The 17,804-nt window shown below is 65.0% G+C and carries 15 protein-coding genes; 4 read left to right on the forward strand and 11 right to left on the reverse strand.

All coding sequences use genetic code 11. The features are described from left to right. Positions 1-95: 95 nt before the first annotated feature. A complete protein-coding gene (locus QM615_RS20290; protein WP_283347838.1) occupies positions 96-713 on the reverse strand; it encodes a mycothiol-dependent nitroreductase Rv2466c family protein in 618 nt (205 codons plus the stop codon). Positions 714-871: 158 nt separating this feature from the next. On the opposite strand from QM615_RS20290, the gene pepN reads away from it, so the two are divergent. Beyond that, complete coding sequence (gene pepN / locus QM615_RS20295; protein ID WP_283347839.1) at positions 872-3,445, forward strand: aminopeptidase N; 2,574 nt, start codon at positions 872-874, stop codon at positions 3,443-3,445. An 89-nt stretch (positions 3,446-3,534) separates the two neighbouring features. Here the strand turns inward: pepN and QM615_RS20300 are convergent, their stop codons facing one another. The 3 genes from QM615_RS20300 to QM615_RS20310 all read right to left on the reverse strand — a co-directional run bounded on the left by QM615_RS20300 (position 3,535) and on the right by QM615_RS20310 (position 4,993). Then, positions 3,535-4,011 (reverse strand): DUF5130 family protein, encoded by a 477-nt coding sequence (locus QM615_RS20300; RefSeq protein WP_149406254.1) that lies wholly within the window; start codon positions 4,009-4,011, stop codon positions 3,535-3,537. Continuing rightward, positions 3,998-4,249, reverse strand: a complete 252-nt coding sequence (gene ctaJ / locus QM615_RS20305; RefSeq protein WP_068052560.1) for an aa3-type cytochrome oxidase subunit CtaJ — start codon at positions 4,247-4,249, stop codon at positions 3,998-4,000. Before ctaJ ends, QM615_RS20300 begins: the two co-directional genes overlap by 14 nt. 81 nt (positions 4,250-4,330) lie before the next feature. Next, positions 4,331-4,993 (reverse strand): HNH endonuclease, encoded by a 663-nt coding sequence (locus QM615_RS20310; RefSeq protein WP_176460278.1) that lies wholly within the window; start codon positions 4,991-4,993, stop codon positions 4,331-4,333. 264 nt (positions 4,994-5,257) lie between these two features. Here QM615_RS20310 and QM615_RS20315 point away from each other — a divergent pair, with 264 nt between their 5' ends. Both QM615_RS20315 and QM615_RS20320 read left to right on the forward strand, forming a co-directional pair. Then, the gene (locus QM615_RS20315; protein ID WP_502941899.1) at positions 5,258-6,184 is read left to right on the forward strand and encodes a mechanosensitive ion channel family protein; all 927 of its coding nucleotides are present in this window, start codon (positions 5,258-5,260) and stop codon (positions 6,182-6,184) included. Positions 6,185-6,234: 50 nt separating this feature from the next. Beyond that, entirely contained in the window at positions 6,235-6,630 is a 396-nt protein-coding gene (locus QM615_RS20320) for a globin (protein ID WP_094640235.1), read from the forward strand. A gap of 21 nt (positions 6,631-6,651) precedes the next feature. Here the strand turns inward: QM615_RS20320 and QM615_RS20325 are convergent, their stop codons facing one another. Continuing rightward, positions 6,652-7,119, reverse strand: a complete 468-nt coding sequence (locus QM615_RS20325; protein ID WP_283347840.1) for a cupin domain-containing protein — start codon at positions 7,117-7,119, stop codon at positions 6,652-6,654. 211 nt (positions 7,120-7,330) lie between these two features. Between QM615_RS20325 and QM615_RS20330 the strand changes: the two genes are divergently transcribed. Continuing rightward, a complete protein-coding gene (locus QM615_RS20330; protein ID WP_283347841.1) occupies positions 7,331-8,914 on the forward strand; it encodes a glycoside hydrolase family 13 protein in 1,584 nt (527 codons plus the stop codon). Here the strand turns inward: QM615_RS20330 and QM615_RS20335 are convergent. From QM615_RS20335 to QM615_RS20360, 6 genes are all read right to left on the reverse strand, one after another. After that, a complete protein-coding gene (locus tag QM615_RS20335) occupies positions 8,911-9,600 on the reverse strand; it encodes a DUF8010 domain-containing protein (RefSeq protein ID WP_068052569.1) in 690 nt (229 codons plus the stop codon). The two genes, QM615_RS20330 and QM615_RS20335, sit on opposite strands and share 4 nt — an antisense overlap. Next, positions 9,593-10,057, reverse strand: coding sequence for an acyl-CoA thioesterase (locus QM615_RS20340; RefSeq protein WP_068052572.1), 465 nt, complete (start codon positions 10,055-10,057; stop codon positions 9,593-9,595). The genes QM615_RS20335 and QM615_RS20340 overlap by 8 nt, the downstream gene beginning before the upstream one ends. Before the next feature lie 64 nt (positions 10,058-10,121). Further along, entirely contained in the window at positions 10,122-14,960 is a 4,839-nt protein-coding gene (locus QM615_RS20345) for an NAD-glutamate dehydrogenase (RefSeq protein ID WP_283347842.1), read from the reverse strand. Positions 14,961-15,087: 127 nt separating this feature from the next. After that, positions 15,088-15,498 (reverse strand): acyl-CoA thioesterase, encoded by a 411-nt coding sequence (locus tag QM615_RS20350; protein WP_269593756.1) that lies wholly within the window; start codon positions 15,496-15,498, stop codon positions 15,088-15,090. 1 nt (position 15,499) lies between these two features. Beyond that, a complete protein-coding gene (gene ettA / locus QM615_RS20355) occupies positions 15,500-17,179 on the reverse strand; it encodes an energy-dependent translational throttle protein EttA (protein ID WP_032402531.1) in 1,680 nt (559 codons plus the stop codon). A gap of 115 nt (positions 17,180-17,294) precedes the next feature. Beyond that, positions 17,295-17,768, reverse strand: a complete 474-nt coding sequence (locus QM615_RS20360) for a single-stranded DNA-binding protein (RefSeq protein WP_269593755.1) — start codon at positions 17,766-17,768, stop codon at positions 17,295-17,297. Positions 17,769-17,804 lie beyond the last annotated feature (36 nt).

Raw genomic sequence — 17,804 nt, forward strand, 5'->3', positions numbered from 1 at the left:
CATCGCAAACATCCCTAATGATCAGGCCCGTTGCGACCACCGCTCGAATCCGCCCCACTCCTGCTACGAGTTTCCACGCACGAGGGGAAGCGCGATCAGTCGAACTGCGGGTCCTCGTTGCGGCTGCGCTTGAGCTCGAAGAAGTGCGGGTACGACGCGAAGATCACCGATGCGTCCCACAGTTTGCCTGCCTCTTCGCCACGCGGGATTCGGGAGAGCACCGGGCCGAAGAAGGCCACGCCGTTGACGTGGATGGTCGGGGTGCCGACATCGGGTCCGACCTTGTCCATACCTGCGTGATGGCTGGTCCGCAGGTCCTCGTCGTGGTCGGTGCTCTCGGCGGCCTTCGCCAGGTCACCGGGCAGGTCCAGTTCCGCCAACGACTCCGCGATCACGACGTCGAAATCCTTGTTGCCCTCGTTGTGAATTCGCGTTCCCATGGCCGCGTACAACGGGTCGAGGATCTCGTCACCCTTCAGCTTGGCTGCCGCGATCGCAACGCGAACCGGACCCCAGGCCTTCTTCATCATCGCGGCGTACTCCTCGGGCAGATCGCGGCCCTCGTTGAGTACTGCCAGGCTCATGACGTGGAAGTTCACATCGATGTCTCGCACCTGCTGCACTTCGAGAATCCACCGCGAGGTGATCCAACACCACGGGCACAGTGCGTCGAACCAAAAATCCGCGGTGTCTTTCTGTCCTGAACCGGCCACTGTCCTACTCCTTGGAAGTCGAGGTCATCGTGTCTTCATTGCGTAACAACCGCACACCGCGCAGACATTCCGCACGGCCCGTCGGCCAGCGCGGGGTACGCGTGACGTGATGGGATGGACGGCACTATCCATAACTACACGAAGAGGTGTCGACTGAAGTGGTTGCTCCCAACCTGACGCGTGACCAAGCCTCCGAACGTTCGGCGATCATCGGGGAAACGAAGTACGCGATCGTTCTCGATCTCACCGACGGCGAGGGCAATCCGGGCGAGAAGACTTTCCGCTCGCTCACCACCATCACGTTCGCGGCCACCGCCGGGGCGTCGACTTTCGTGGACATCATCGCGAGCACGATCCGCTCCGCGACGCTCAACGGCACCGGTCTCGATACCGCGAACTACGACGAGTCGACGGGCCTCGCACTCGAGAATTTGGCCGAGCACAACGAGCTCGTCATCGACGCCGACTGCCTCTACTCGCACACCGGAGAAGGTCTGCACCGCTTCGTCGACCCGTCCGACGATTCGGTCTACCTGTACTCGCAGTTCGAAACCGCCGATGCCAAGCGCATGTTCGCCTGCTTCGATCAGCCCGATCTCAAGGCCACCTTCGATGTGAAGGTCACCGCGCCGGAGAGCTGGGCCGTCATCTCCAATGCCGCGCACGCCGCCGAGCCTGCAGCGGGCGAGCACGTGTTCGACACGACCCCGTCGATGAGCACCTACCTCGTCGCGCTGATCGCCGGGCCGTACGCGGAGTGGACCGACTCGTACACCGACGACCACGGCACCATCCCCCTCGGAATCTATTGCCGCGCATCGCTTGCCGAGCACATGGACGCGGAGCGCCTGTTCACCGAGACCAAGCAGGGCTTCGGTTTCTACCACGAGAACTTCGGCACTCCCTATGCCTTCGGAAAGTACGACCAGCTGTTCGTGCCCGAGTTCAATGCCGGCGCGATGGAGAATGCCGGTGCCGTCACGTACCTCGAGGACTACGTCTTCCGGTCCAAGGTGACACGCGCCTCGTACGAGCGGCGCGCCGAGACCGTGCTGCACGAGATGGCACACATGTGGTTCGGCGACCTGGTGACCATGACGTGGTGGGACGACCTGTGGCTCAACGAGTCGTTCGCGACGTTCGCTTCGGTGCTGTGCCAATCCGAGGCAACCGAGTACACCAACGCGTGGACCACCTTCGCCAACGTCGAGAAGGCCTGGGCGTACCGCCAGGACCAGCTGCCGTCGACGCATCCCATCGCCGCCGACATTCCCGATCTCGCGGCCGTGGAGGTCAACTTCGACGGCATCACCTACGCCAAGGGCGCGAGTGTGCTCAAGCAACTGGTGGCGTACGTCGGTAAGGAGGACTTCCTCGCCGGCTTGCGGGCGTACTTCGTCGATCACGCCTTCGGCAACGCCACGTTCTCGGATCTCCTTGCAGCACTGGAGAAGTCGTCGGGACGCGATCTGTCCGATTGGGGCGCCCAGTGGCTGCGCACCACCGGCCTGAACACCCTGAGTCCGGATTTCGACGTCGACGCCGACGGCAAGTTCACCCGCTTCTCGGTGCAGCAGACCGGTGCGGCCCCGGGTGCAGGCGAGCATCGCGTACACCGCATCGCGGTCGGCATCTACGACGACGTCGACGGCAAGCTGGTGCGCACCGACCGCGTCGAACTCGACCTCGATGCTGCCGAGTCGACGAATGTCGACGCGCTGGTGGGTGTATCACGCGGCAAGCTCGTTCTGGTCAACGACGACGACCTGACGTACTGCGCGGTGCGTCTCGACCCGGATTCACTCGAGGTCCTGCTTTCCCGAATCGGCGACATCGCCGAACCACTCCCCCGCACCCTTGCGTGGTCGGCGGCCTGGGAAATGACTCGATCCGCCGAGATGAAGGCGCGAGACTTCGTTGCCCTCGTCCAGCGCGGAATCGGCGGTGAGACGGAAGTGGGTGTGGTGCAACGTCTTCTGCTTCAAGCGCAGACCGCCATCACCAGCTACGCCGATCCGGCGTGGGCGGCCGAACACGGTACCCCCGAGTTCGCCGACGCTCTGCTCGAGCTGGCCCGCGGGGCCGAGGCAGGCTCGGATCACCAGCTGGCCTTCGTCAACGCCCTCACCGGCATCGAACTCGGCGATCGCCACATCGAGGTGCTGCGCGCATTGCTCGACGGTGACGTCGACGGTCAGTCCCTGTCCGGTCTGGGAGTCGACACCGATCTACGGTGGCGCATCGTCACGGCCCTGGCCGGTGCCGGGGCCATCGACGCGGATGGACTTCAATCGCCGGTCATCGACGCCGAGGCGGGCAAGGACAACACAGCTGCCGGGGCTCGATCGGCTGCGGCGGCACGTGCTGCACGCCCGAGCGCGGAGGTCAAGGAACAGGCGTGGACCACAGTGGTCGACGACGACGCGGTGCCGAACATCACCGCTCGCTCGATCATCGGCGGCTTCGCCGGCCCAGGTCAGGGCGAGCTGCTCGAACCGTATGTCGCTCGCTACTTCGACGCCATCGAAGGTGTGTGGTCTCGTCGATCCAGCGAGGTCGCGCAGACCGTGGTGATCGGGCTGTACCCATCCTGGTCGATCAGTGAGCAGTCACTGGCGGCCGCGGACGAGTTCCTCGACGGCGATCTGCCACCCGCACTTCGACGGTTGGTGATCGAGGGCAGGGCCGGCGTCGTCCGCGCTCTCGCTGCGCGGGAGTTCGACGCGAGCTGATCTCGACGGCACAGACGACGAGGGCCGGTTGCCCACCGCGAGGTGGACAACCGGCCCTCGTCGTGGAAGCGCGGTCGGGAGGTGAAGAGTTACGGGCTGAGGATGGATGCGGTCATCACCCGGACGGCCGTGACCAGACCGTCGATGAGATTGCCGTCGCGGAACGGACCGAGCGCGGCGGTGACACCCAACTGTGCAACCCGGTCGGTCGCACGGTTGGACACTCGCCTGCCGGTGCGGATCTCGAGAGCATGCCGATTGGGGTCGACGGCGATCAGGACCGAACGGATGGCATCGGGTGTGCCGGGGAACACCGAATCCGCACCCGCAGCGGGATCGACGCCGAGATCACCGATGTAGACGTTGAACCGGATCTTGGTCTGTCGAATCGCCTGCGTGAGTGCATCGTCGAGTGCAACCAGGTCCTGCGTCGCGAACGGCAGGTGCTCGGGGTTGGTCGTCCCGAATTCGTGAGCAGCCGAGATGCGGCCGCTCGCGGTGAGGGCAGCACCGACGGGCAGGTCTTCTTCTCTGACGTCACTGCGGACGAGTTCACCACTTGCCACTTGCGGAACCTCCGATCGAGTCGGCTGTGTCGGCACCGTGCGAACCGTGACCTCCGAAAGGAGTCACCTCGTCCGTAGCAGTCCACAGCAATGGCTCGCGCGTCCACTCGTCCGTCAGTCGGTAGGGCGGAACGTCCATACCGGGCTGCTTGTCGGTCAAGTAGGACAACGCGCCGAGGAGTCCGATCACCGCAACCGGAATCACCCCGAATATCAGCGTGGTCTCAAAAATGCTCACAGGGTGTGACGTTAGTCGACAATTGCGCGTCGGACCACGTCGGGGCCGGTGTTGTGACCGAAAAGTGCAGGCGTGCCCGAGTCAGGCAGCGCCCTCACCGAGGTACGCGAGCCAACTGGGATCCAGCTCCTTCGTCGTCGCCAACAGTCGCCAGTGCGGACCCTTCGGCGGCACCAACTGGGCGCGCAACGTCCAGCCGATCTCGCTGAGCAGTTTGTCCGCCTTGCGATGGTTGCACGAGGCGCAGCAGGCGACACAGTTCTCCCACGAGTGGCCACCTCCGCGGCTACGCGGAACCACGTGGTCGACGGTCTCGGCCTTGCTTCCGCAGTATGCGCACCGGAACCGATCGCGGTGCATCAGCGCCTGTCGTGTCATGGGTACCCGGGCTCGATACGGAACACGGACGAACGTCCGCAGTCTGATCACCGACGGGACCTGCACCGAGCGGTCGGCCGACCGGATGAACGGCCCCTCCGGATCGTCGTGCACCACGTCGGCCTTCCCACAAACGAGAAGAACCACCGCCCGGCGCATCGGAAGCGCGGTCAGTGGTTCGAATGTGGCATTGAGGAGCAGCACACGGCGCTTGACCCACGCCGGTACGGCGTCGTCGCCCGTGGCACTGTGGGCCGTCGGCACCACACGCAGCGGAGAAGCCCCCGAGGCCGTCTCACGCTGGTCGTGCGTGGTGCGGCCCTCAGTGGGCGGGAGTTGTCGATGGCGGTGTTGCGAATTCTTCATGCGTTGCTCCAGAAACAGTCGGCGCCCGCGCATGGCTTGCGTGGAACACGAGTCACAGTGGAACACGAATGCACCCTCCTCGCACAGCCTTTTTCCCGGCATTTTCTGTTGCCGATCGGTGAACATCTCGCATCCTCGCGTTCACGAACGACGAACGACGGCTCCATGCGCTGCGTGACTGGCAAGATTTCTGCGTCTCCGTAGACTTTTCGGGTGTCTGTATCAACCTTCCTGTCCGCATCGTCCCTCTCCGAACCGTCGCTGTTGCGAGATCTCGACACCCGAGCGTTCGAGCTGACGGAGACCGGACGCGACTGGTTGGTCGATCGTCCGCTGCAGGCCCTTGGCTATCTGGCCCTCGCCATCGTGCTGCGCCTCGTCCTGCACAAACTGATCGATCGATTCACCCGCAACAACGTCGGGAAGTCTCCGACGCTGCTGCGTCCGCTGCGCGAGCGTTCGTCGAGCACCGTCAAGGGCGCGATTCTCAACGAGCGACGCAAACAGCGTGCCAACACGATCGGCTCGGTGCTCAAGTCCGCCGTCTCGGTCATGATTCTCACGTGGTTCGTGCTGTCGGTGCTCGACGTCGTGGGGGTCAACGTCGCTCCGTTCATCGCCTCGGCCGGGATCGTCGGCGTCGCCCTCGGCTTCGGTGCGCAGAACCTGGTCCGAGACTTTCTCTCGGGCATCTTCATGCTCCTCGAGGACCAGTACGGAGTGGGCGACGTCGTCGACCTCGGTGAAGCGACCGGCACGGTCGAGAGCGTCGGGCTACGCGTCACGACGATCAGGGACGTCAACGGCACCGTGTGGTACTGCCGCAACGGCGAGGTGCTGCGCGTGGGCAACATGAGTCAGGGCTTCGCGGTCGCCGTGTTGGATCTGCCCGTGTCCCACACGGCCAACATCGACGAGGCCCGCGCAGTCGCCGAACGCACCACGCTGGCGGTGGTGGAATCGAAGGACTTCGCCGATGACATCCTCGAACCGCCCGAGATGCTCGGTGTCAACGCGGTCAGCGCCGACACCGTCACCATCCGCATCACGATCAAGACCCGCCCCGGACGCCAGTGGGCCGTACAGCGCAGACTGCACCAGGAGATCCTCCAGGCGTTCGACGATGCCGACATCAAGGCACCGTACGCACTGGGTCGCCCGGGTGGGGTCGTGGCCGAGCGAGGCAGCTGAGGGACAATGAACGTGACCGACGCCGACCAGGAACGAACAGAGAGAGTGTGATGACCGAACCGCAGCAGACGTTCTACGACGCGGTAGGCGGTGCCGAGACGTTCCGGTCACTCACGGCGAAGTTCTACGAGGAAGTCGCCAAGGACGAGATAGTGCGGCCGTTGTACCCCGAGGAGGATCTGGCACCGGCCGAACGGCGGATGCGGATGTTTCTCGAGCAGTACTGGGGCGGGCCGCGAACCTACTCCGACGAGCGCGGCCATCCTCGACTTCGCATGCGCCACAACCCGTTTCGGATCGGACCGATGGAGCGAGACGCGTGGCTGCGCTGCATGCACATCGCGATCGCGTCGATCGCCCCCGAGGTCATGGACTCCGCACACCGAGCCCAGTTGATCGACTACATGGAGATGGCCGCCAATTCGATGATGAACTCGGCGATCTGACGGCCCCGAAAGCGCAGCGGGCTACAGCGATCCGACGCGCTGCGGGCTCTTGCCGCCGACGGCGACCTTGAGCTTGCCCACCCGCGCGCGAACGGAGCCGGCCACCTTGAGCGCGAAGCTCATGGGAGCGGGTAGGTGCTGGCGCAGGATGGCGTGCTTGCGTACGTAGCTCTCCACGTGCCACTCCGACCAGGTGCCCGCACGGAACAGTGCGGCATCGCCGGGAAGCAGGGTGCGCGGTGCGTGATCCTCACTCGAGACGGTCACCGAACCGTCCATGATGTGCACGATCTCGTCGACGGCGAAGTACCACCGGAAGCGTCCTGCCGTGCAGTCCCACACGTTGGTGGTGGTGGTGCCGTCGATGCTCTTCGACCACTCGGCGAGGCGAGCCTGCGGGCTTCCTTCGAGAATCCAGGTCGGCTCGATGGGGCTGTCGTCGAGCGCGATATCGCCGAGTCGTACGGCTTCGATGGTCGAAGTGATCATGGTTTCCGTCGCGTCCTCACCGTCGGGCGCGGCTTCCGCCGCTACTGGTTCCAGGAGCAGAACATACAACACTTTCCCAACGAACCGGCACGAGTCGGTCATGTGAATGAGCACAAAGCTTTACTGTTCGTTGACGTACGAGGTTGCCTCCTGTCATGCCCCAACGCCCCTGAATCGTTCCGTGGCCGATCGTTTGGCACTATTGCCCCTTGTGACCGATCCGATCGAAAGCTCCGAGCTGTTGTGGTGGCAGGACGCCGTCTTCTACCAGATCTATCCCCGCTCGTTCGCGGACTCCAACGGTGACGGCATCGGTGACCTCGACGGAATTCGCGACAAGCTCGGCTACCTGGAGCTGCTGGGAATCGACGCAGTCTGGATCGGACCCATCACCCGGTCGCCCATGGCCGATCACGGGTACGACGTGTCGGATCCCCGTGACATCGACCCCCTGTTCGGCAACCTGGAGATCTTCGACGCATTGGTCGACGAAGCTCATGCGCGCGACATCAAGGTCACGATGGACCTGGTGCCCAATCACACCAGCAGCGAGCACCCGTGGTTCCGATCTGCCCTGACGGCGGCACGCGGTAGTGCCGAGCGTGCTCGCTACATCTTTCGAGACGGACGTGGTGACGACGGTGCGCAGCCGCCGAACAACTGGCCGAGCATCTTCGGTGGCCCGGCCTGGACGCGGATCACCGAGCCCGACGGATCCCCCGGCCAGTGGTACCTGCACATCTTCGCGCCCGAGCAACCGGATCTGAACTGGAACAACCCGGAGGTGTTCGAAGACTTCGCGCGCACCCTGAGATTCTGGCTTTCTCGCGGCGTCGACGGCTTCCGGCTCGACGTGGCACACGGTATGGCCAAACCAGTCGACCTGGCCGACATGAGTCTCGAACTCAACGCGTTGATGAAGAACGACGACGACGATCCCCGGTTCAACAATCCTCGGGTCCACGACCTGCATCGACGCATCAGAGCCGTCATGGACGAATACCCCGAAGCGGTGACCGTGGGCGAAATCTGGGTGCAGGACAACGTGCGCTTCTCCGAGTACATCAGGCCTGACGAGTTGCACCTGGGTTTCAACTTCCGGCTGGCCAGTGTCGATTTCGACGCCGCAACCATCCGCGATGCCATCTCCAATTCCCTTGCCGCAGTAGAACTGGTCGACGGAACTCCGACGTGGACGCTGTCGAATCACGACGTCGAGCGTGAGGTCACCCGGTACGGCGGTGGGGATCTCGGTCGGGCGCGCTCGCGCGCCATGATCCTCGTCGAATTGGCGCTTCCCGGAACGATTTTCGTGTACAACGGTGCCGAACTGGGGCTGCCGAACGTACAACTGCCCGACAGTGCGTTGCAGGACCCGGTGTGGGAGCGATCCGGGCACGCAGAGCGCGGCCGCGACGGCTGCCGAGTGCCGATGCCGTGGGAGGGGCACACACCACCGTTCGGGTTCTCCTCCACCGATCGAACCTGGTTGCCGATGCCACCGGAATGGGACGGGTACACCGCCGAGGCGCAACTCGAAGACGTCGATTCGATGCTGAGCCTCTATCGGACGGCGTTCGAGCTGCGGGCTCTACGTCCGGAATTCACCGGTAGCGGAGTCGATTGGTACGGATCTCCTCCCGGCTGCCTGGCATTTCGTCGACGCGGTGGCCTGATCTGCGCCTTGAACGCGTCGGAGGAGTCGATCCCGCTGCCTCCCGGCGAGCTACTGCTGGCCAGTGCGCCGTTGGTGGACGGCAGGCTTCCGGCGAACGCCGCTGCGTGGCTCGTCTAACGCTCGACGGTGAGCGACAACTGTTGTCCCGCGCGACGAGCGAAGACGGAGCCGTAGCGGGCATCGAGACGTAGCCAGACCTTCGACACCCGCACACGAACCACCTCGTCGGGCGCGATCCGATCCGGGTCGACGTCGACGGTCAACGGGTCGCTGCCACTGTGCGGCACGAAACCCATTGCAGTGAGCGCGAATACCGTCCGCATGGAGATCGAGACGTCGTCGTTCTCGCCCGCGACGTGCAGCACCTCCTGTTCGAGCAACGAACTCGGCGGGCCGTGACTGCTGCCGTGCTCCTTGGCCAGTGCAACGCCGCGTTGCGCGAGCCCCACGAGCACCCGGGCCGGCACATCGTCGAGATGGCCGAAGCCGCCGTCCGGTGGCAGGGCTCCGCGCCAGGCGGAATCCATCGAAAAGCCCGGGTCGATCACACCGTCGGTCGCCTGCTGCACCGCCGCGACCAACACGTCGGCACCGGCACTCGTGTCGTCGGGCACCACGGTCCCAGTGATGACGCGAGCCGCAAGAGCATCGAAACCCGTTGCAGCCCAGCAGGACACACCTCCTCCCGCTCGGGTCCGCATACGGATCACCGCAGCTTCGTCCAAACGCAGCGCCCTGGTGCAGAACGTCGCCAGGTTCTCCCGCTCGACCGCATCGGGAACGGTCAGTACGCGCTCATACACGCTGCCAGCTCACGAGAAACTCACGCTCTTCGGGAGTGAGCCGGCGCAGCCGCTGCGCATCGATGTCGAACGCCGCAATCTGCGTCGAGGCCACCACGGCCGCGGGAGTGTCCAACGACGCTCCCCGGGCTCGTACCTCGTATCCGACGACGAAGTCCACCGCCCGCACCGCGTCGATCCACATGAACACATCGAGGGGGCCGTCCTCGTGCCGGAGCTGGCCTCGATACTTCACGTGCAGATCCGCGATCACCGCGCCGTGGCGCAGGTTCGCCGTCGGCCTCCCGTCCACCAACAGCCAGGGAATGCGTGCCTCTTCGAGGAGAGTGACCATCCGGGCATGGTTGATGTGTTGATACACATCCATATCCGACCACCGCACGTCCACGGTGGCATGAAAGCCCACTCGCTCGGTTTCAGGTCGCTTGTCGGACAGATGGGCGTCGGGCACACTCACGTGGTCGTTTCCTCTTCTCGGTCGAGTATCGGCGGTATCGCCCGTGGCGATGTGGTGCGGGAGGTCAGGGCACCATGTTGCGGACCTGTCGGGCAGCGACCGACAGGGTGGCCAGGTCGAGGGTTCCCGACTCGGCGATTTCGGTCAACGCCGCACGAGACCTCGCCAGACGAGACGAGTTGGTCGACTCCCATTCGGCGATCTTCTCCGCGACCGACTCGTCCGGCTCGCCGCCCGCCAATACGGCCTGCGTGATTCCCCGCAACGAGGAATACAGATCGTCGCGAAGAGCCAAGCGCGCCAACGAATGCCAGCGGTCTCCGCGGGCCAGCTTGGACACCGCGGTGAGCAACCAGTCGATACCGATGTGCGCATCGAGGGCGAAGTAGAGCTCGGCGACCTCGGCTCCGTCCCGGTCGACGATGTCGGCGATATCGATGATGTCGAGTAGGCAGTACACATCGAGCAAGCCGTAGATCCGGCGCGCCAGCTCGGCCGGCGCGCCGCGTTCGATCGCCGCAGCCGATCGGGAGTCCAGGTCGCTGGCTTGATGCCCGGAGATCCACCTGGACACCGACGGTTGCAGTGCCCGCACCTGACCGGCGTACCGACTGATCTCGGCACCGACGGCCAACGGCTGCGGACGGTTGGCCAGCAGCCAGCGCGAGACACGGTCGAGCATGCGGCGAGACTCGAGCAACAGTTCGGCCGAGACTGCAGTCGGCACGTCCGCGGCCCTGATCGAGTTCCACACCTCGTCGAGTCCGAATATCTCGGTGGCGGCGGCGAAGGCACGGATGGCGTCGGTGCCTGCCGCACCCGAATCCTCGGTCAATCGGTAGGGGAACGTGATGCCACCGCAGTCGATGGCCTCGTTGGCCAGCGTCGTAGCCACCAGTTGTCGCCGGAGAGGATGCGTGGTGATCGCGGCGGCATACGGCTCTCGCAGCGGCTCGGGGAAATACTTGGGCAGCCGCGGAGCGAAGACGTCACTGTCGGGCAGTTCACTGTCGAGCAGTTCCGCCTCCAACGCCAGCTTCACGTGAGCCATCAACGTCGCGAGTTCCGGCGAGGTCAGCCCGCGGCCGTCCTGCTTGCGACGCCGTAGATCCGCCTCGGTCGGTAGCGCCTCCAGCTCGCGGTCGAGACCTCGGCGCACTTCCAGATCCTCGATCACCCGACTGTGCACGGTGACCAGGCTCGGTGCGTCGAACCTGGAGGTGCCGAGCAGTTCGTTCTGCATGATGTTGTCCCACAACACCAGCCGGCCCACCTCGTCGGTCATGGACGCGAGCAGCTCGTCCCGATCCTCGCGCGCGAGGTTGCCGTTGGTGATGGCCGTCTCCAACAGGATCTTGATGTTGACCTCGTGATCGGAGCAGTCGACACCCGCGGAGTTGTCGACGGCATCGGTGTTGATCTTGCCTCCGGCAGCGGCGTATTCGATGCGGCCCAGTGCGGTGGCTCCGAGGTTGCCACCCTCCCCCACCACGGCGGCGCGCACGTCGATTCCGTCGACCCGCACCGTGTCGTTGGCCTTGTCACCGACCTCGGCATTGGTTTCGGTGGACGCCTTGATGTACGTACCGATTCCGCCGTTCCACAGCAGATCGGCCGGGGCCCGAAGGATCGCGTTCACCAGCTCCGGCGGTGACAGCGCGACCACGGAATCCCCCAGCCCGAGGGCGGCGCGCGCCGCCGCACTGATCGGGACCGACTTGCGCGTCCGCTCCCACACGCCGCCGCCCGCACTGATGAGCGAGGTGTCGTAGTCCGCCCACGACGACCGCGGCAGTGCGAACAACCGCTCCCGTTCGGCGAACGAGGACTCACGCTCGGGGTCGGGATCGAGAAAGATGTGCCGGTGATCGAACGCGGCGAGCAGGCGAATGTGCCGGCTGAGCAACATGCCGTTGCCGAACACGTCCCCGCTCATGTCGCCGACGCCGACGACTGTGAAATCCTGGCTCTGCGTGTCGATTCCGAGCTCACGGAAGTGGCGTTTGACGCTCTCCCACGCACCCTTGGCGGTGATGCCCATGGCCTTGTGGTCGTAGCCCGCCGAACCACCGGACGCGAAGGCGTCGCCGAGCCAGAAACCGTATTTCGCGGCAACGTCGTTGGCCATGTCCGAGAAGGTCGCGGTGCCCTTGTCCGCGGCAACGACGAGATAGGTGTCGTCTCCGTCGCGGCGCACGACTCCGGTGGGAACCGTCACCGTTCCGGTAGCGCGGTCGAGATTGTCGGTGATGTCGAGCAGCCCGGCGATGAACAGGCGGTAGCAGGCCTTGCCTTCCTCGGCGTGGGCCTGGCGATCTCGATCGGCGTCACCGGTCACGGCAGGGGGCCTCTTGACGACGAATCCGCCCTTGGCTCCGACCGGCACGATGACGGCGTTCTTGACCATCTGGGCTTTGGCGAGTCCGAGGATTTCGGTCCGGAAGTCCTCCCGTCGATCCGACCAGCGCAGTCCGCCGCGGGCAACGGCTCCGAATCGCAGGTGCACACCTTCGACGCGGGGCGAGTACACGAAGATTTCGAACTTCGGCTTCGGCTTGGGCAATTCGGCGATCGATTGCGGATCGAACTTGAGCGAGAGGTACTCGCGATATTCGCCGTCGACCCCCACCACGAAGTAGTTGGTGCGCAGGGTGGCACGGATCAGCTCGAACATGCTGCGCAGAATTCGGTCGGCGTCGAGACTGACGACCTCGTCGATCAGTTCACCCAGCTGGGTGCCGATCGACTGCGCGTTCTCCTCCGAACTCGCCTCGGGATCGAACTGCGCCTCGAACAACCCGACGAGCAGCCGCGCAGTGCGCGGGTGTGTCAGCAGCACGCCCTCGATGTTGAACTGGCTGTAGGGAAAACCGGCCTGGCGCAAGTACTTCGCGTACGCGCGTAACACCACTGCCTGCCGCCAGTGCAGGCCGGCGCGCATGACCAGCTCGTTGAACCGGTCGGCCTCCGCCTCGCCGCTCCACACCGCCGCGAACGCATCGGTGAATCGGTGCTGCACTCGACTCTCGCGATCGGCGGTGCCCGCCTCGGACAACTCCGCGTCGATGTCACCGTCGATTGCCGAACGCAGCATCTCGCGCGAGGCCGAGAGCCCGAAATCGTAGATCCAGCACGACATTCCGTCCGGCCGCACCACCGGGTACGGCCGTTCGTCGTCGACCTCGACGCCGAGACTCTGCAGGATGGGCAACACCTGCGACAGCGAGACACCCGCGCCGCCGATGTACAGCGAGAACCGCCAGCTACCCACGGCCGACTGCTCGTGGCGGTAGAGCTGCATGTCGATCGACTCGTCGCCGAGCCCTTCGAGGCGAGCGATGTCGGTCACGGCCCGAGCCGGACTGAAGTCCTGCTTGTAGGCCTCGGGGAACGCCTCTGTGTAGCGCTGAATCCGCAGCGGGTCCACGGTGCGGTCCAGCGAGACCGCGTCGCCGAGGGAGTCCTCCCAGGTTCTGGTGGTCTCGGTGAGAGCCGCCTCGATCCGGGTGATGTCCTCGGCGGCCAGCTCCGTCGATGCCGTTCCCGGCGTCCGGCGGACGGTCACGTGCAGCAGCGCCAGGTCCGATTCCGTCACGCGCGCCGTGTAGTCCAGAGAGGTGCCGCCGAGCTCACGGAGCAGCCGATCCTGAATGGCCAGCCGAACACGGGTGGTGTAGCGATCTCGCGGCAGGTACACCAGGGCGGAGACGAAGGATCCGCCGGCATCGGGCCGCACGAACAACTTGACCTTGCGCCGACGGCCCAGTGCCAGAACAGCACTCGCGGTCTCGAACAGCCAGGACGCCGAGGTGGCGAACAGTTCCGAGCGCGGCATCGACTGCAGCACTTCGAGCATCGCCTGACCCGAGAACGACCCGAGATCATGACCGGCCCTGGCGATCACCGAGCGCACCCGACGCTCGATCACCGGAATGTCGAGCACGTTCTCGTGCAGCGCCGTCACGGTGAAGACGCCGACGAAACGGTGTTCGGCGGAGTTCTCGGCGTCGAGAACACTGACGAAGTAGGGGTAGACGGCGCGGTGCACCGTGGCCGGACTCGGTCCCTGAGTCAGGGCGACCAGGTCGCGCTGACCGAGCGGCTCCGAACCGTCCACGTCGTGGGCCGCATCGCGCAACACCCCGAGGCTGCTCGACTCCTCCCCGGTGGACGTCCGTGCACCGTCGACGCCGCCGAGCCGGTACCGGCGGTAGCCGAGGAGCGTGTAGTGACCGTCGCCGAGCCAGCGCAGCAACGCGGCTGCGTCGCGATGTTCGACGGCAGTGTCGGACTCCGCATCACCGGCCCGCTCGGCCGCGCCGTCGAGCAGATCGGCGACCTCGGCCTGTACCCGACGCATGCGCTCGGTGTCGCCGACGACCTGACGCACGTCGGCCAACACCCGGCTCGCCTCCGACTCCACGCGGTCGAGGGCCTCCGCGGACGTGGACGGATGCAGCTGGACGTGAATCCAGGATTCGCGTCGACCGTCGGCGATCGGACCTGTCAGCTCGCCGTCCGCGTCGCGGGCGACCGACAGAATGGGATGGACAACGTCGGTGTACTCGATGCCGAGTCTGGACAGCAGCGAGATGACCGACTCGACGAGGAGCGGCATGTCGTCGGTGACGATCTGCAGATAGCTGCCCGCGGCCTGATGGGCGGCCGAACTCGACTCGCTGGGGCGGTGCACCGCTACGTTTGCGGTCTCGGGCAGCCGCTGAGCGGCCAACCGGACGTGCCGGTGAAAGGACGTGGTGTCGGGAGTGTGCGCGGACGCCCCGACGGCCGTCGTGTCCACATGCTCGAAGTATTCGGTACGCAGTGTCGCCAGCTCGGCCAGGAGTCGGTCGTCGAGGCCGTCGGCCCAGTCGTTGTCGGGCAGGTCCAGCGAGCGTGGCATGGTGTTCGAGTACTCCCTCGTGAGGATTTTCCCGACGCCCGCCGATCGCCGGTCGTCGATGACTCCTCGACCTTAGTGTCGAACACCCTTTTACCGCAGTGACCTCGCTGAGCCGGCGCGTGGCGAACTACTTCGCGACGAGATACTCCGCGAGAAGGTTCCTCTCGTCCTCCGACAAAGGACGAGAGGAAGACGTCGCGAGATCGAAGGCGACCATCAGTGCTTCGGCATCCGCGCAGACTTTTCCGTCCCGGTCGGTCACCACGTGCCGGACGCCGTACGAGGTGGTCCCGATGCGGGTGATCCACAGCTCGATCGTCAGCGGACCCGAGTCGTCGAGAATCGGATGCAGAAAATCGGTGGTGAGTTTCCGCACCACCGCTGCGCCGCGCACACCCGGACCCCCGAAGACCGCGTTCAGGAACCGAACGCGGCCCTCCTGGAGGTATTCGACGAACCGGGTGTTGTTGACGTGGCCGAGACGGTCGGAATCACCCCACCGCACCTGAAGTGTGCAGGTGAAGGTTTTCGCCGACATGTCAGTCTCTGGTCAGCTTTCGGTGCGTGACGCGATGCGGGCGAGCCGCGTCGGGTCCGAGGCGTTCGACCTTGTTGGCCTCGTAGCCCTCGAAGTTGCCCTCGTACCAGTACCACGCGGCCTCGTTGTCGCCGAAGCCACCTTCCCACGCCAGGATGTGCGTGCAGGTGCGGTCCAGGAACCACCGGTCGTGCGAGATGACCACGGCGCAGCCCGGGAATTCTTCGAGAGCGTTCTCGAGAGATCCGAGCGTTTCGACGTCGAGGTCGTTGGTCGGTTCGTCGAGCAGGATCAGGTTGCCGCCCTGCTTGAGCGTCATCGCCAGGTTCAGACGGTTCCGCTCACCACCGGAGAGCACTCCGGCAGGCTTCTGCTGATCGTGGCCCTTGAACCCGAACGAGCTGATGTACGCACGCGACGGGAACTCGGAGCTGCCGACGGTGATGAAGTCCAGACCGTCGGAGACCGTCTCCCACACCGTCTTCTTCGAGTCGATGCCCGAGCGGTTCTGGTCGACGTAGCTCAGCTTGACGGTCTGACCGATCTTGACCTCGCCGCCGTCCGGCTCCTCGAGCCCGACGATGGTCTTGAACAGCGTCGTCTTACCGACGCCGTTGGGGCCGATGACGCCGACGATGCCGTTGCGGGGCAACGTGAACGAGAGATCCTTGATCAGCACGCGGCCGTCGAAGCCCTTGTCCAGGCTCTTGACCTCCACCACGACGTCGCCGAGGCGCGGCGGGTTGGGGATCTGGATCTCGTCGAAGTCGAGCTTCCTGGTCTTCTCGGCCTCGGCCACCATCTCGTCGTAGCGAGCCAGACGAGACTTGCTCTTGGCCTGACGTGCCTTGGCACCGGAACGAACCCAGGCGAGCTCGTCCTTGAGGCGCTTCTGCAGCTTCTGGTCCTTCTTGCCCGAGACCTCGAGACGCTCGGCCTTCTTTTCCAGGTACGTGGAGTAGTTGCCCTCGTACGGGTACAGGTGTCCGCGGTCGACCTCGGCGATCCACTGCGCGACGTGGTCGAGGAAGTACCGGTCGTGAGTGACGGCGAGAATAGCGCCTGCGTATGCGGCCAGGTGCTGTTCGAGCCACAGCACACTCTCGGCGTCGAGGTGGTTGGTGGGCTCGTCGAGCAGCAGCAGGTCGGGCTTGCTCAGCAGCAGCTTGCACAGCGCCACGCGGCGCTTCTCACCACCGGAGAGGTTGGTGACGGGCGACTCGGGCGGCGGGCAGCGCAGCGCGTCCATGGCCTGTTCGAGCTGGGAGTCGATCTCCCAGGCATCGGCATGGTCGAGCTTTTCCTGCAGCTCGCCCATCTCTTCCATCAGCTCGTCGGAGTAGTCGGTTGCCATCAACTCGGCGATCTCGTTGTAGCGCTTGAGCTGGACCATCGTCTCGCCCAGACCGTCCTCGACGTTCTCGCGAACGGTCTTGGTGTCGTCGAGGACCGGTTCCTGCATGAGGATGCCGACCGAGGCACCGGGAGCGAGGAATGCCTCACCGTTTCCGGGCTGATCGATTCCCGCCATGATCTTGAGGATGCTGGACTTACCGGCGCCGTTGGGGCCGACGACGCCGATCTTCGCTCCTGGATAGAAGCTCATCGTCACATCGTCGAGGATGACTTTGTCGCCGTGCGCCTTGCGCACCTTCTTCATGGTGTAAATGAATTCAGCCATGAGGGCCAGCTTATCGGTGCGAGTGGGTCTCCGGCACCACCGCCCGAGCGCGCAGCCGCCGCCCGCACTCGATCGAGGTTCCGATGCAGCGCGGACGGCGGATACCGGGAGACCGTCAAGCCGGAACGGACTCGCGCACGTCGTCCTCGATGCGATCGTGGTCCCGATCCTCGTCCACAGGTTCGGTAGCTCCCGGATCGCCGTCCGTCGCAGCCTCCGGTGCCACCGCTTTCGTCCGATGGATCGAGACATTGCAGCGCGCGAGATCCGGTCCGACGGCGCTGGCCCGCATCTCCAGATCGGCGCGTTCGACCCCGTCGCGGTTGGTGTACTCGTTGGTCCGCAGCTGCCCGTAGGCGATGATCGGGTCGCCTTTCATCAGCGATGCTCCGACGCCGCGCACGAGGCGACGCCAGCACGTGACCGTCAGGTAGAGGGTTCCGCCGTCGGTCCACTCGCCGGTGTTGCGATCCTGACGTCGGGCGTTGCTGGCCATCCGGAAGCTGAGGACCTCGTCGCCGGTGGGTGTGGAGCGCTTTACGGGATTGGTGATGACCGTTCCGACAACTGCGCACTGTGCTTCGTACATGGTGTGTTCCCCCTCGATCGATGTCGCGTGGTTGCG

It is taken from the genome of Rhodococcus sp. IEGM 1341 (assembly GCF_030056895.1).
GTDB lineage: Bacteria > Actinomycetota > Actinomycetes > Mycobacteriales > Mycobacteriaceae > Rhodococcoides.